The sequence below is a fragment of the Sphingosinicella sp. genome, assembly GCF_013911755.1.
Lineage (GTDB): Bacteria > Pseudomonadota > Alphaproteobacteria > Sphingomonadales > Sphingomonadaceae > Sphingosinicella.
In genome coordinates this window covers 1-13,597 of the sequence record NZ_JACESP010000006.1, presented here as the reverse complement: position 1 = coordinate 13,597, position 13,597 = coordinate 1, and the positions used below count along the sequence as shown (strand labels likewise).

Genomic DNA, 13,597 nt, shown 5'->3' with positions numbered 1-13,597 from the left:
GTCAGACGAGCGCCGCGTCGAGGGTGATGTTCGCGTTCATGAGCTTCGAGACAGGGCAGTTCGCCTTGGCCTTGGCGGCGAGCTCCTGGAACGCGGCGTCGTCCGTGCCGGGAATCTTCGCCTCGAGCTTCAGGTGGATCGCGGTGATCGTGAAGCCGCTGTCCAGCTTTTCGAGCGTCACCGTGGCCGTGGTATCCATGCTCTCAGCCGTCAGCCCCGCCTCACCGAGGATCAGCGAGAGCGCCATCGTGAAGCAGCCCGCGTGCGCTGCCCCGATCAGCTCTTCGGGGTTGGTGCCCGGCACGCCTTCGAAGCGCATGGCGAAGCCGTAGGGGCGTTTATCGAGCGCGCCGCTTTGTGTGGAAATGCTGCCGCGGCCATCCTTGAGGCCGCCTTCCCAATGCGCGGAACCCTTGCGATCGATCTTCATGGCCTGCTCCTGCTGTTGGAAGGCCGGGAGGCTATGGAGATTCGGGCGGTGAGTCCACCGGGGCTAATCGCGGAAAACCACCGTGGTGGCGCCGTTCAGCAGCACGCGGTCCTGCAGGTGGTAGCGCACGGCGCGCGCCAGCACGCGGCGTTCGATGTCGCGGCCCTTGCGGACGAGATCGTCGGGCGTGTCGGTGTGGCTGATGTGCTCGACGTCCTGCGCGATGATGGGGCCTTCGTCGAGATCGGCGGTCACGTAGTGCGCGGTGGCGCCGATGATCTTCACGCCGCGCGCGTGCGCCTGATGATAGGGCTTGGCACCCTTGAAGCCGGGCAGGAAGCTGTGGTGGATGTTGATGCAGCGGCCCGCGAGGAACGCCGCGAGGTCGTCCGAGAGGATCTGCATGTAGCGGGCGAGCACGATGAGTTCGGCGCCGCTCTCCTCCACGATCCGCTTGATCGCGGCTTCCTGGCTCGCCTTCGTGTCCTTCGTGATCGGCAGGTGATGGAAGGGGATGCCGCCATTGATCGGCGCAATCGCGTCCTTCGGGTGGTTGGAGACGATGCCCACCACGTCCATCTCAAGTTCGCCGATGCGCTGGCGATAGAGCAGATCGGTGAGGCAGTGATCGAACTTCGAGACGAGCAGCAGCACGCGCATCTTGTCGGCGGCAGCGCGGACGCGCCAGTTCATCGCGTGCGCCTCGGCGAGTGCGGAGAAGCGTGCCTTGAAGGCATCCTTGCTGGAGACGGCGGGATCGAGATCGAAAACCACCCGCATGAAGAAGCGGTCGGTGAGCTGGTCGTTGAACTGCTGCGCATCGAGGATGTTGCCGCCGCTCTCGGCAAGCAAGGTGGCGACGGCCGCCACGAGGCCGGGCTTATCGGCGCACGACAGTGTCAGCGTGCAGGTGTTGCTGGTATCCATTGCCATATCCCCTGAGACCCAAGCGCTACATGACGCGCAAGAGTGAATCTTCCCTTGCGAGCACGTGAAGCGCGAGACCCGCCGCTTTCGCGCGGTCAAGGGCGAGCGTTGTCGGCGCCGAGATGGTGGCGAGCGCACGGCCGCCCGCGACGACGGTTTTCTCGACGAGCTCGTAGCTGCAGCGCGCGGTGAGCAGGAAGACGCCGTCCGCCGCCGGCGTGCCCGCACGAGCGAGCGCCCCGATCAGCTTGTCGAGCGCGTTGTGGCGGCCGACATCCTCGCGCGCATCCAGTATGCGGCCGGTGGTATCGCAGAAGGCGGCGGCGTGAACGGCGGCGGTGCGGCGGCCGAGGTGCTGCTGTTTGCGGAGTGCGCCAAGCGCGGCGAAGATCGCCGCTGCATCCACGTTCAGCGGATCGGCGATGCGCGGCAGTGGCCGGGCGATCTGTTCGAGGTTCTCGATGCCGCAGAGGCCGCAGCTGCTCTCGGAAACGCGGCGGCGCGCGCGCTCCAGCACCGGCGCGGCGGCGCGCGGCGCGAGTTGGGCGCGGACGATCCAGCCCTTGTCGGTCTCGGCGACGTCGATGTCCTCGATCTCGTCCGCGCTGGCGACAAGCTGCTCGGTGATCGCGAAGCCGGTGACGAAATCGGGGAGGTCGGCTGGCGTCGCCATCATCACCGCGTAGGCGATGCCGTTGAATTCGAGCGCGACGGGCGCCTCGACCGGAATTTCGCGGGTGATCGCGGTGCTGCCGCCATTTGCGAAGATTTCGGTGAACGGCGCTGGCCGCGCGGCGGTATCAGGCATGAGCGGCGGCGCGGACCTTGTCGAGCGCCGCGCGCGCGCCGGGGGAGAGACCTTCGCCGCCCGCATCGAGATGGCTGAGGATCATGCTCTTCATGCGCGGGTCCCAAAAGGCGACGATATGCGCGGCGGCGGTGTCGGCTGCCTTGTCGCCTTCGGTTTCCAGATTTCGCGCGATCTGGTTCGCCATGTAAACGAGCTTTTCGAGGCTGTTCATTCGGCGGCGATGCTTTCAATGCGGCGGGCGCGTTCGCTGCGGCGCGAATAATCCTCCTGCCAGTCGGTCGGCCCGTTCGAGGCGCTGACCTGCACGGCGGTGACCTTGTATTCGGGGCAGTTGGTGGCCCAGTCCGAATAGTCCGTCGTCACCACGTTCGCCTGCGTCGCGGGGTGGTGGAAGGTGGTGTAGACGACGCCCGGCGCCACGCGGTCCGTTACCAGCGCGCGCAGTGTCGTCTCGCCCGAACGGCTGGCGAGCTTCACCCAGTCGCCGTCCTTGAGGCCGCGATTCTCGGCGTCGGACGGGTGGATTTCGAGAAGGTCCTCCGGGTGCCAGGCCACGTTGGCGGTCCGCCGCGTCTGGGCGCCGACATTATAGTGCGAAAGGATGCGGCCCGTGGTGAGCAGCAGCGGGAAGCGCGGGCCTGTCTTCTCATCGGTGGGCACATAATCGGTGACGACGAACTTGCCCTTGCCGCGCACGAAGCCGTCGATATGCATCACGGGCGTGCCGTCCGGCGCGGCGTCGTTCACCGGCCACTGCAGCGAGCCTTCGGCATCAAGCCGATCGAAGCTGACGCCCGCGAAGCTCGGGGTGAGGCGCGCGATCTCGTCCATGATCTGCGAGGGGTGCGTGTAGTTCCAGTCGAGCCCCATCGCCTGCGCGAGGCGCTGCGTCACTTCCCAATCGGAGAGGCCATTCAAAGGCGACATCACCTTGCGCACCGGCTGGATGCGGCGCTCGGCATTGGTGAAGGTGCCGTCTTTTTCGAGGAAGGTGGAGCCGGGCAGGAAGATGTGCGCGTAGTTCGCGGTCTCGTTGAGGAACAGGTCGTGGACGATGACGCATTCCATCGCGGCGAGGCCGGCGGCGACGTGCTTTGTGTCCGGGTCCGACTGGAGGATGTCCTCGCCCTGCACGTAGAGCGCCTTGAACACGCCATCGACGGCGGCGTCGAGCATGTTTGGGATGCGCAGGCCCGGTTCGGGATCGAGGCGGACGCCCCAGTCGTCCTCGAAGAGTTTGCGGGCACTCGCGTCCGAGATGTGGCGATAGCCGGAAAGCTCGTGCGGGAAGCTGCCCATGTCGCATGCGCCCTGCACGTTGTTCTGGCCGCGCAGGGGATTCACGCCGACGCCGGGCCGCCCGATGTTGCCGGTCGCCATCGCGAGGTTGGCGATCGCCATGACGGTTGATGAGCCCTGGCTATGTTCGGTGACGCCGAGGCCGTAATAGATCGCGGCATTGCCACCCGTGGCGTAGAGGCGCGCGGCGGCGCGAAGCTCGGCGGGGTCGACGCCGGTGACGGGTGCGAGCGTTTCGGGCGAATTCTTCGCGTTCGACACGAATGCCGCCCAGTCCTGATACTCGTCCCAGTCGCAGCGTTCGCGAATGAATGCCTCGTCGGCGAGGCCTTCGGTGACGATGACGTGTGCCATCGCGGTCAGCACCGCGACGTTGGTGCCGGGGCGCAGCGGCAGGTGGTGCTCTGCCTCGATATGCGGCGAGCGGACGAGATCGGTGCGGCGCGGATCGATGACGATCAGCTTCGCGCCTTGCCTGAGGCGCCGCTTCATGCGGCTGGCGAAGACCGGGTGGCCGTCCGTGGGGTTGGCGCCGATGACGAGCATCACGTCGCTCTGTTCGACGCTGTCGAAATCCTGCGTGCCCGCCGAGGTGCCGAAGGTGGTCTTCAGGCCATAGCCGGTCGGCGAGTGGCAGACGCGCGCGCACGTATCGACATTGTTGTTGCCGAAACCGGCGCGGACCAGTTTCTGGACGAGGAAGGTCTCTTCGTTGGTGCAGCGCGACGAGGTGATGCCGCCGAGCGCGCTTCGCCCATATTTCGCGGCGATGCGCTTCAATTCGGAGGCGGCGTAGGCGAAGGCCTCGTCCCATTCGACCTCGCGCCACGGCTGATCGATGCTGGCGCGGATCATCGGCTTCAGGATGCGGTCGGCGTGCTGGGCATAGCCCCAGGCGAAGCGGCCCTTGACGCAGCTGTGGCCGCGATTGGCCTTGCCGTCTTTCCACGGCACCATGCGCACGAGCTGCTCGCCGCGCATCTCCGCGCGGAAGGTGCAGCCGACGCCGCAATAGGCGCAGGTGGTGACGACGCTGCGGTCGGGAAGGCCGATCTCCTTCACCGATTTTTCCTGCAAGGTCGCTGTCGGACAGGCCTGCACGCAGGCGCCGCATGAGACGCATTCGGAACCGAGGAAATCGTCCGAACCAAGGCCCGCCGAGACCTTCGATTCAAAGCCGCGCCCTTCGATGGTTAGCGCGAACGTGCCCTGCACCTCGTCGCAGGCGCGCACGCAGCGCGAGCAGGCGATGCACTTCGAAGGGTCGAAATCGAAATAGGGGTTCGACGTATCGAGGTCGAGCGCGAGATGGTTCTCGCCCTCATAGCCGTAGCGGACGTCGCGCAGGCCGACGGCGGCGGCTTGGTCCTGAAGCTCGCAGTCATTGTTCGCCGAGCAGGTGAGGCAGTCGAGCGGGTGGTCGGAGATGTAAAGCTCCATCACACCGCGCCGCAGCTTCTGGAGGCGGGGTGTTTCGGTGTGGACGACCATGCCGCGCGCGACCGGCGTGGTGCAGGAGGCGGGCGTGCCGCGCGCGCCGTCGATCTCGACGAGGCAGAGGCGGCAGGAGCCGAACGATTTGAGATTGTCAGTCGCGCAGAGCTTGGGGATGGCAGTGCCGATCTCGGCAGCGGCGCGCATCACGGTCGTGCCTTGCGGAACCGTTACGGCGCGTCCGTCTATGGTAAGCGTGACGGTCTCATCTGCGGACACGGCGGGCGTGCCGAAATCGCTTTGGCGAGCGTAGGTCATGATGCGGACTCTACCACAAAATCCTCCGGGAAGTGATTGAGCGCCGAAAGTACGGGGTAGGGTGTGAAACCGCCGAGCGCGCAGAGCGAACCGAATTTCATGGTTTCGCAAAGGTCGCGGAGCAGTGCGATCTCGTCCTCGGTGCTGCGCGCGCGGCGGGGGGCGTTGTGGATTTGCGGCAGGGTTTCGACTCCGTCCGCGCGGCGACCGCCGGCGAGGATGCGATCGATCGTCTCGACGCCGCGCACCGCGCCGATCCGGCAGGGGGTGCACTTGCCGCAGCTTTCTGCCGCGCAGAACTGCATCGCGAAGCGCGCCTGCTGCGCCATGTCCACGCTGTCGTCGAACACGACGATGCCGCCGTGGCCGATGAGGCCGTCCGCCGCCGCGAAGGCTTCGTAATCGAACGGCAGGTCGAACTGATGGGGCGGGATATAGGCGCCGAGCGGCCCGCCGACCTGCACGGCGCGCACGGGGCGGCCGCTCGCGGTGCCGCCGCCGATGTCGTTCACGAGTTGGCCGAGCGTGATGCCGAACGCGGTTTCATAAAGGCCGCCGTATTTGATGTTTCCGGCAAGCTGTATCGGCATCGTGCCGCGCGAGCGGCCCATGCCGTAGTCGGCGTAGGCCTTGGCGCCCTCGGCCAGCACGAACGGCACGGCGGCGAGCGTCAGCACGTTGTTGATGACCGTGGGACAGCCGAACAGGCCTTCGTGCGCGGGCAGCGGCGGCTTCGCGCGGACCTCGCCGCGCTTGCCTTCAAGGCTGTTCAGCAACGAGGTTTCCTCGCCGCACACATAGGCGCCCGCGCCTGTGCGGATTTCCACCGCGAACGGGGCGATGATCGGCGAGGCGAGGCTCACTGCGGCCTCCATCTTCGCGATCGCGTGCGGATATTCGCTGCGGATATAGACGTAGGCCTTGCCTGCGCCCACGGCGAGTCCGGCGATGGCGAGCCCCTCGATGAGCATGAAGGGATCGCCCTCCATCACCATGCGGTCGGCGAACGTGCCGCTGTCGCCTTCGTCGGCGTTGCAGACGATGAATTTGCGCGCCCCCGGCGCATCGGCGACCGTGCGCCACTTGATGCCCGCCGGGAAGCCCGCGCCGCCGCGCCCGCGAAGGCCGGAGGCGAGCACTTCGGCGATCGTATCGTCCGACCCCAGCGCGCGGGCGCGCTCCAGGCCCTTCCAGCCGCCGGTCGCGGCGTAGTCGTCGAGGCTGAGCGGGCGTGTCTTGCCGAAACGCGCGAAGGTGAGGCGCTGCTGGCCCTTGATGAACGGATGCTCGGCGATGGTGCCGATGCGGAGATCGTCGGCGAGGCCCGCGAGGATGTCGCCCACGCGCCCCGCCGTCACCGGGCCGTAGCCGATGCCGTCCACCTCGACGAGCGGTTCCAGCCAGTGCATCCCCCAGCTCGATACGCGCTGCGGCGCATGGCCCGCCTTCGCGAAGGCTTCGGCAACGGCGTCCGCCCCGCAGGCAAGCGCGGCCGCATCGTCGGAAATGCGAATCTGCATGGTTTACAGCGCCTCGATCAAAGCGGTGAGGCGGTTACCGTCCAGCCGGGCATGAACGTTGCCGTTCGCCATCGCGGCGGGGCCGACCGAGCAGAGGCCGAGGCAGTAGACGGTCTCGATGTGCACGCGCTCTCCTGCGGCCTTTTCAGCGCCCGCGACAAGCGCCTCGACGCCGCGCGCCTGACACGCCTCTGCGCGGCAGAGCTTGAGGACGGGGCGCGGATCGGCCTTCGCCTTGTAGTCGTGATAGAAGCTGACCACGCCATGCACCTCGGCACGGCTAAGGTTGAGTGCTGCAGCAATGCTGCGCATCGCATCCTCGTCAACGCAGCCGAATGTGGCCTGTACGTCGTTCAGAATAGGCAGCAGCGCACCCTCGCGGTGGTGGTGTGCCGCGATGATGTCGGCCAGGCGATCGTCCCTCATGCAGGGCGGTGTAGCGCCGACGATCCTCATGAACAATTTCAATTCGGCTTTGTTGCACGCAGCGTCGATTGACCTGCGTCAATGACCCGGATTGCGCGCGGCGCGAAAACGCCGCCATGTGGAGGTATTACCCCGAACTTCTGAGCAGCGCCGTGCCGCGCTACACGAGCTATCCGACCGCGGCGGAATTCCGCCCGGTGGATGCGGATTTCCATGCGGAAGGCTTTGCAGCGGTGGAGGCGGAGACGCCTCTCTCGCTCTATCTCCATATCCCTTACTGCGACGCGATCTGCTGGTACTGCGGGTGCAACACCGGGGCAGCGGGGCACCGGCAGCGGCTCGGGGCCTACATGCAGGCGCTGGGCTGCGAGATCGGCACGGTCGCGCGGGCGCTGCAGGGGCGCGGCCGTGTGCGCAGCATCGCGTTCGGGGGCGGCAGTCCGAATGCGGTGCCGCCGATTGCGTTCGTGCGCCTGCTGGAGCGGCTGACATTCGCCTTCCGCGCGCTCGACCCCGAAATGGCGATCGAACTCGATCCGCGCAGCTACACGCCCGAATGGGAACGGATCGTCGCGATGGCACCGTTCCGCCGCGTCAGCCTCGGCGTGCAGACGTTCGCGCCGCACGTGCAGGCGGCGATCGGCCGTGTGCAGCCGCTGGACGATATACAGCGTACCGTGGAGTCGCTGCGCAGCGCGGGTGTCCGCTCGCTGAACTTCGATCTGATGTACGGCCTTCCCGAACAGACCGACGCCGACCTTGCCGACACGCTGGAGGAGGCGATCCGGCTCAGGCCCGATCGTATCGCGCTGTTCGGCTACGCGCATTTGCCCTCGCGCATTCCGCGCCAGCGGCGGATCGACGGCACGCATCTGCCCGGCGCCGAGGCCCGCTTCCGCATGGCGGAGCGGGGGTATGAGATGCTGGTTTCCGCCGGATACACGGCAATCGGCTTCGATCATTTCGCGCTGCCGGACGACAGCATGGCGCGCGCGGTGGCAAACGGCCGGTTGCGGCGGAATTTCCAGGGCTTCACCGACGATGAGAGCACCGTCCTTCTCGGCCTCGGCGCTACCGCGATCAGCAGTTTCCCCGATCGCTTCGTGCAGAACGAAAAGAACGTCGGCCGCTATCGCGGGCTTGCCGGCGACGGGAAGCTGACAGGCGCACTCGGCGTGTATCGCACCGAAGACGACCGCCGGCGCGGCGCGATCATCGAGGCGATTCTGTGCGGCGGCTGGGCGTCCTTCGAGGGGCATCCGCCCGATGCCGACACGCGGCAGCGCTTGCAGCCCTTCGTCGAACGTGGGCTTTGCAGCGTGGGCGACAATGCAATTTCGCTGAAGACCGGCGCGCTGCCCTATGCGCGCGCAATCGCATCCTGCTTCGATATTTACCGCCATCCGGACGCACAGCGGTTCAGTAGCGCAATATAACCACATCGGTTCCACAAATTGCCGATGTTTGCGGCAGATCAAAGTGATGGAACGCAAGGGGCGTATCGCCGAGGGGTCAATCACGTTGAAGGGGATTTCAGATGACCCGTATCAAGGCCGCCATGCTGATGGGCATTGCCGTAGCGGCCACAATTTCGCCGAATTTGGCCCACGCCGCGGCCGGTGACTTCCTGGTGCGGCTGCGCGGCATCGTCGTGGCGCCGAACGAGAAGAGCGGCAGCGTTCTGCCCGCCTTCCCGGGTGAGAAGGTCAGCCTCGACAATGCCATCGCGCCAGAGGTTGATTTCACCTATATGGCGACAAACAACATCGGCTTCGAACTGATCGCCGCCACGACCAAGCACACGGCGAGCGGCAAGACGGGCACGACCGGAACGATCGGCAAGCTCGCCTCCACGTGGGTGCTGCCGCCGACGCTGACGGCGCAGTATCACTTCATGCCCGAAGGCAAGGTGCGGCCGTATGTCGGCGCGGGCGTCAACTACACGATGTTCTACAACGACAAGGCATCGAACGCGCTTGAAGGTGCCGTCGGCGAAACCCGCGTACGGCTGAAGGACAGCTTCGGCTGGGCCGTTCAGGCCGGGCTCGACATCGATCTCAACGAGAAGATGTTCCTGAACCTCGATGTCAAATACATCGACATGGATACGACCGCGCGCCTCGATACGACCGCGGCAGGAACCCAGCGCGTGGAGATCAATATCGATCCGATCGTCGTCGGCGCGGGCGTCGGCTTCCGCTTCTGAAGCCTTGGCCCAGAAAAAAACAAAACCCCTTCCCGGCAGCCTGCCGGGGAGGGGTTTTGTTTTCGACGGGCGGTAAGGTTGTGCGTCCCTCGACTGCGCTCGGGATGATGGACGTAGAGTAATAGCCGCCTTCGTCCCGAGCGCAGTGGGGCGCACCGCATTCTAACGCTGCCCGAACGCTCTCCGTTGGCAGGCGGCGTGGCAGGCCTTGCGGTCGCAATGCGGCGTATCCTGTGGCGCAGACGGATCGCCCTCGACGACGATGACCTTGCGCTGGCCGTCGCTGCTGCAGATCTCCATCATCCGCTGCGAACCGAGCGCCGCATCGGGCACGCCCATCGTGAACGCGGCGAGCAGCATGGGCATGAGGCCGCGCATCATTTTATATCCTCGTCATCGTCGAGGAGGACGCGCACGGCGGCGCCGTCCAGATCCTCGAACTGGCCGGAGCGCACCGACCAGAAGAACGCGGCGAGTCCCGCAAGGCCGAGCCCGAGCGCGACGGGGATGAGGACGACGAGGCCGTTCATTCCGCCGCGCTCCGGAGCCTGAGTGCATTGGCGATGACGATGACCGACGAGCCCGACATGGCGAGCGCGGCGATCAGCGGCGTCACATGCCCCATCACCGCGAGCGGCACGGCAACGACGTTGTAGCCGATGGCGAGCGCGAAGTTCTGCCGGACGACCGCCATCGTCCGCCGCGCGGCGCGGATGGCGGCGGCGACCGGCGCGAGGCTGTCGCCGAGGAACACGGCATCGGCCGCATTCTGGCCCACATCGCTCGCCGAGGCGGGCGCCATCGAGACGTGGCCCGCGGCAAGCGCCGGGCCGTCGTTGAGCCCGTCGCCGACCACCAGCACCTTGTCGCCTTCCTGCGTCATCGCGCGGATGAGGCCGAGCTTGCCCGCCGGCGTCAGCGCAGCGACGGCGCCGATCCCGATTGCCGCCGCCGTTTCCGCGACGGCTTCGGTGCGGTCGCCCGAAAGGATCGAGGATTCGATGCCGAGCGCGGCGAGCTGGTGGATCGTGGCGCGCGCATCGGGGCGCAGCGCATCTTCGAAGCGCAGCAGCACATCTGTGCTGGCCCCGATGGCGAAACGGCTTGCCATGCCGGTATCGCTGGAGGCCGGGGGGCGGACGAGCCGTGCGTCGTGCCCGCGATAGCGGCCGGTGACGCCTTCGCCCGGCGTTTCGGTGACATCGGTGAGCACGGCGGGGGCGATGCCTGTGTGCTCGAAATGCCGGCGCACGGCTTCGGCGAGCGGGTGGCGGCTCGCCGAGGCCAGTGCCAGCAACACCGGCGCATCGGCTTCGGGCACGACGTCGGGATTGACCAGCACGGGGCGGCCGAGCGTCAGCGTGCCTGTCTTGTCCAAGGCGGCGGTGGTGACTTCGGAGAGGCGCTCGAGCGCGCTGCCGTCCTTTACCAGCACGCCGCGGCGCATCAGAGCCCCCGACGCGACGATCTGCGCGGCAGGCACGGCGAGGCCGAGCGCGCAGGGGCAGGTGATGATGAGCACGGCGACCGCGATGACAAGCGAATGGTGCCATCCCGCGCCCGCGAGCATCCAGCCCGCGAAGGAGAGCGCGGCGAGCGTATGGACGGCGGGCGCATACCAGCGGGCGGCACGATCCGCGACGCGCACGTAGCGCGATTTGGATTGGCCGGCGCTTTCCATCAGCCGCGCGATATCTGCAATGGCGGTATCGGCGCCAACCGCGCTTGCACGGACCACGACCGGCGCGCCGAGATTGAGCGTGCCGGCAAGTACGGTGTCGCCGGGCGCGCGCGGTTGCGGCGCGCTTTCGCCGGTGAGCAGCGAGAGGTCGAACGCGCTGGCGCCCTCCTCGATGATGCCGTCGGCGGCGAGGCGTTCGCCGGCGGCGACGTGCATCCGCATTCCAGGCGCGAGCGCGCGTGCCTCACACCAACGCTCGCGTCCGTCCTCGCCGATCACATAGGCGCCGCGCGCGGTCTGGCGGAGAAGCTGCGTGACGCCGCCGCGCGCGCGGTCGCGCATCACGCTGTCGAGCCAGCGGCCGGTGAGCAGGAAGAACAGCAGCATCACCGCGCCATCGAAATAGGCATGGGGGCCGCTGGTCGCGGTTTCGAACAGGCTGAGGCCGGTGGCGAGCAGAACGCCGATCGAGATCGGCACATCCATGTTGGTGCGTCCGCGCCGAAGCGCGCCGAGTGCGGAGCGGAAGAAGGGCCGACCCGAATAGGCAATCGTGGGGATCGCGATCAGCGCAGACAGCCAGTGGAACATGTCGCGCGTCGGCCCTTCGGCGCCCGACCACACCGAAACCGACAGCAGCATGATGTTCATCGCCGCGAAACCGGCGACCGCCATCGCGCGCAGCAACATGCGGCTTTCGCCATCTGTGCTTTCGACGAGATCGTTGGGGAGCGGCTCGGCATCGAAGCCGACCTTGCCGATCACGGCTTTGAGCGCCGGTTCGTCGAACGCCGGATCGTGCGTGAGCGTGACGCGCTTCGCGCCGAAATTGACACGCGCCGCGGCAATGCCTTCGATGCCCGAAAGTCCCTTTTCCAGCTTCGAGATGCAGCCCGCGCAGCGCATACCCGGCACGGCAAAGACCGATGTCTTCATCTGCATCGCCGCGCCGGCGGCCGCAACGGGCATGTCGTGTTTCATGAAAGGTCGGCGATCCGGCGCAGCACGGCGCCATCGCGCGCGGCTTCCATGTGGATGTTCCAGCGTCCGGCGGGCAGCGGCTGCATCGCGCGGAATTGTCCGGGTGCCACTTCCGTGAAGGTGAGGGCGATGTCGGGCGCGCGGCCCACGGGGTGCTTCGCGGTTGCCGTGACGACGGCGCCGGCGAGCGGAGTCTCGCCTGCGGCGGCCGCGATCATCGGACGGCGGTCTCCGCCCATCGTCAGCCCCAGCGACCAGCCGAGCGCATCTTGATCGCGCGCTTCCTTGAGCCAGCCGTTGAACTTCTGGCTGGCGACGTAGGAGTTGTCGACGACCGTGCCGCCGAAAGTGCGCGTCGCGAACATTGCCATCGTCACGTTCACCGCGATCACGGTGCCGAAGAAGGCGACCATCACGATCAGCATGTGGCGCCCAGTGAAACGGCGGGTCATTTCGCGACCTCCCGATCGAAATACACGTTGTCGCGGTCGGTGCCGCCCGTCGCGTCGAGGCCACGCACGGTGAAGAAGATTTCCTGGCGCGGTTCGCCCTCGGCGGGCGTGGCCACGAAAATCCGGGTCTTGGCGACGGCGTCGGCGGGAGTTTCGATCTTCACGGTGCGGCCGCCGGTGTCGCGCGTGCCTTCGGCAGTCCACATGATCGCGTCCGGCAGGCCATCGATGCCGATCTCCACCGTGCGCGGGCGGTTTTCCATGTTGCGGACCTTCACCGTGTAGCTGTTGCGGATGTGGCCGTCGGACAGGCGGACGAATTGCGGGTTGCGGTCCTGCAGTGCGCTGATGTCGATGCGCGTGCGCTGGCCGAGCACGAACAGCATGGCAAGGCCGATGCTGCCCCACAGCATGAAATAGGCAATCGTGCGCGGCCGGAGCAGCGTGCGGACAACGGGCTTGGGTGGCTGCCCCGTCTTTTCAAGCTCGGCGCTTTCCTCGGTCACATAGTCGATGAGGCCGCGCGGCCGGCCGATCTGCGTCATCACCTTGTCGCAGGCGTCGATGCAGAGCGCGCACGTGATGCAACCGATCTGCGGCCCTTCGCGGATGTCGATGCCCGTGGGGCACACGGCGACGCACTGGTCGCAATCGATGCAATCGCCGACCTTGTCGAAATCGGCGATCTCGGCATGCGCTTTCTTCAGCCCGTGCGTGCGCGCCTCGCCGCGCCAGTCCTTGTAGGTGACGGTGAGCGATCTCTCGTCCATCAGCGCGGTCTGGATGCGCGGCCACGGGCACATGTAGATGCACACCTGCTCGCGCATGAAGCCGCCGAAGATGAAGGTGGTGGCGGTGAGCACGCCGACGGTTGCATAGGCAACGAAGGGCGCTTCGCCTGTGAACAGCTCGCGCGCCAGCGTCGGCGCGTCGGCAAAATAGAAAATCCACGCGCCGCCCGTCGCCATCGCGATCGCCAGCCAGATCGCGTATTTCGCGGTGCGCTTGCCGAGTTTGGTCGCGCCCATCGGCGCCTTCTTCAGACGAATCTGCGCGTTGCGATCGCCGTCGATGAAGCGTTCGACGTGGAGGAAAAGATCGGTCCACACGGT

At 66.8% G+C, this 13,597-nt stretch carries 14 protein-coding genes; 2 read left to right on the top strand and 12 right to left on the bottom strand.

The window, feature by feature from the left end:
- Position 1: 1 nt before the first annotated feature.
- The 7 genes from H2052_RS05925 to H2052_RS05895 all read right to left on the bottom strand — a co-directional run bounded on the left by H2052_RS05925 (position 2) and on the right by H2052_RS05895 (position 7,165).
- On the bottom strand, positions 2 to 430 hold the full coding sequence (locus H2052_RS05925) for an OsmC family protein (protein ID WP_293779126.1): 429 nt from the start codon (positions 428 to 430) through the stop codon (positions 2 to 4).
- Positions 431 to 493: 63 nt separating this feature from the next.
- Complete coding sequence (purU, locus tag H2052_RS05920) at positions 494 to 1,357, bottom strand: formyltetrahydrofolate deformylase (RefSeq protein ID WP_293779124.1); 864 nt, start codon at positions 1,355 to 1,357, stop codon at positions 494 to 496.
- A 25-nt stretch (positions 1,358 to 1,382) separates the two neighbouring features.
- Positions 1,383 to 2,165, bottom strand: coding sequence for a formate dehydrogenase accessory sulfurtransferase FdhD (gene fdhD, locus H2052_RS05915; RefSeq protein ID WP_293779122.1), 783 nt, complete (start codon positions 2,163 to 2,165; stop codon positions 1,383 to 1,385).
- Positions 2,158 to 2,379 (bottom strand): formate dehydrogenase subunit delta, encoded by a 222-nt coding sequence (locus H2052_RS05910; RefSeq protein WP_293779121.1) that lies wholly within the window; start codon positions 2,377 to 2,379, stop codon positions 2,158 to 2,160. Before H2052_RS05910 ends, fdhD begins: the two co-directional genes overlap by 8 nt.
- Positions 2,376 to 5,219 carry a formate dehydrogenase subunit alpha gene (gene fdhF, locus H2052_RS05905; RefSeq protein ID WP_293779119.1) on the bottom strand — a complete coding sequence of 948 codons (2,844 nt, stop codon included), beginning with the start codon at positions 5,217 to 5,219 and terminating at the stop codon, positions 2,376 to 2,378. Before fdhF ends, H2052_RS05910 begins: the two co-directional genes overlap by 4 nt.
- A complete protein-coding gene (locus tag H2052_RS05900; protein WP_293779117.1) occupies positions 5,216 to 6,739 on the bottom strand; it encodes an NADH-ubiquinone oxidoreductase-F iron-sulfur binding region domain-containing protein in 1,524 nt (507 codons plus the stop codon). Before H2052_RS05900 ends, fdhF begins: the two co-directional genes overlap by 4 nt.
- Before the next feature lie 3 nt (positions 6,740 to 6,742).
- Positions 6,743 to 7,165, bottom strand: a complete 423-nt coding sequence (locus H2052_RS05895) for an NAD(P)H-dependent oxidoreductase subunit E (RefSeq protein WP_293779115.1) — start codon at positions 7,163 to 7,165, stop codon at positions 6,743 to 6,745.
- A gap of 116 nt (positions 7,166 to 7,281) precedes the next feature.
- Between H2052_RS05895 and hemN the strand changes: the two genes are divergently transcribed.
- Positions 7,282 to 8,601, top strand: coding sequence for an oxygen-independent coproporphyrinogen III oxidase (gene hemN / locus H2052_RS05890; RefSeq protein WP_293779113.1), 1,320 nt, complete (start codon positions 7,282 to 7,284; stop codon positions 8,599 to 8,601).
- A 122-nt stretch (positions 8,602 to 8,723) separates the two neighbouring features.
- Positions 8,724 to 9,371 carry an OmpW family outer membrane protein gene (locus H2052_RS05885; protein WP_293779382.1) on the top strand — a complete coding sequence of 216 codons (648 nt, stop codon included), beginning with the start codon at positions 8,724 to 8,726 and terminating at the stop codon, positions 9,369 to 9,371.
- Between the two features lie 162 nt (positions 9,372 to 9,533).
- Here H2052_RS05885 and H2052_RS05880 read toward each other — a convergent pair whose 3' ends face one another.
- The 5 genes from H2052_RS05880 to ccoG all read right to left on the bottom strand — a co-directional run.
- Entirely contained in the window at positions 9,534 to 9,749 is a 216-nt protein-coding gene (locus H2052_RS05880; protein WP_293779111.1) for a hypothetical protein, read from the bottom strand.
- On the bottom strand, positions 9,749 to 9,901 hold the full coding sequence (gene ccoS, locus H2052_RS05875) for a cbb3-type cytochrome oxidase assembly protein CcoS (RefSeq protein WP_293779109.1): 153 nt from the start codon (positions 9,899 to 9,901) through the stop codon (positions 9,749 to 9,751). Before ccoS ends, H2052_RS05880 begins: the two co-directional genes overlap by 1 nt.
- Positions 9,898 to 12,021, bottom strand: a complete 2,124-nt coding sequence (locus tag H2052_RS05870; RefSeq protein WP_293779107.1) for a heavy metal translocating P-type ATPase — start codon at positions 12,019 to 12,021, stop codon at positions 9,898 to 9,900. The genes ccoS and H2052_RS05870 overlap by 4 nt, the downstream gene beginning before the upstream one ends.
- A gap of 8 nt (positions 12,022 to 12,029) precedes the next feature.
- Positions 12,030 to 12,485, bottom strand: a complete 456-nt coding sequence (locus H2052_RS05865) for a FixH family protein (RefSeq protein ID WP_293779105.1) — start codon at positions 12,483 to 12,485, stop codon at positions 12,030 to 12,032.
- A partial coding sequence (gene ccoG, locus H2052_RS05860; RefSeq protein WP_293779103.1) for a cytochrome c oxidase accessory protein CcoG occupies positions 12,482 to 13,597 on the bottom strand: 1,116 nt, incomplete at its 5' end. The genes ccoG and H2052_RS05865, both read right to left, overlap by 4 nt.

Excerpts from the sequence above, each read along its gene's own strand:
- H2052_RS05865 (WP_293779105.1), bottom strand. The coding sequence starts at position 12,485 with ATGACCCGCCGTTTCACTGGGCGCCACATGCTGATCGTGATGGTCGCC.
- purU (WP_293779124.1), bottom strand. The coding sequence starts at position 1,357 with ATGGATACCAGCAACACCTGCACGCTGACACTGTCGTGCGCCGATAAG.
- H2052_RS05885 (WP_293779382.1), top strand. The coding sequence starts at position 8,724 with ATGCTGATGGGCATTGCCGTAGCGGCCACAATTTCGCCGAATTTGGCC.
- H2052_RS05900 (WP_293779117.1), bottom strand. The coding sequence starts at position 6,739 with ATGCAGATTCGCATTTCCGACGATGCGGCCGCGCTTGCCTGCGGGGCG.
- hemN (WP_293779113.1), top strand. The coding sequence starts at position 7,282 with ATGTGGAGGTATTACCCCGAACTTCTGAGCAGCGCCGTGCCGCGCTAC.
- H2052_RS05870 (WP_293779107.1), bottom strand. The coding sequence starts at position 12,021 with ATGCCCGTTGCGGCCGCCGGCGCGGCGATGCAGATGAAGACATCGGTC.
- H2052_RS05910 (WP_293779121.1), bottom strand. The coding sequence starts at position 2,379 with ATGAACAGCCTCGAAAAGCTCGTTTACATGGCGAACCAGATCGCGCGA.
- fdhF (WP_293779119.1), bottom strand. The coding sequence starts at position 5,219 with ATGACCTACGCTCGCCAAAGCGATTTCGGCACGCCCGCCGTGTCCGCA.
- ccoS (WP_293779109.1), bottom strand. The coding sequence starts at position 9,901 with ATGAACGGCCTCGTCGTCCTCATCCCCGTCGCGCTCGGGCTCGGCCTT.
- H2052_RS05880 (WP_293779111.1), bottom strand. The coding sequence starts at position 9,749 with ATGCGCGGCCTCATGCCCATGCTGCTCGCCGCGTTCACGATGGGCGTG.
- H2052_RS05925 (WP_293779126.1), bottom strand. The coding sequence starts at position 430 with ATGAAGATCGATCGCAAGGGTTCCGCGCATTGGGAAGGCGGCCTCAAG.
- fdhD (WP_293779122.1), bottom strand. The coding sequence starts at position 2,165 with ATGCCTGATACCGCCGCGCGGCCAGCGCCGTTCACCGAAATCTTCGCA.
- H2052_RS05895 (WP_293779115.1), bottom strand. The coding sequence starts at position 7,165 with ATGAGGGACGATCGCCTGGCCGACATCATCGCGGCACACCACCACCGC.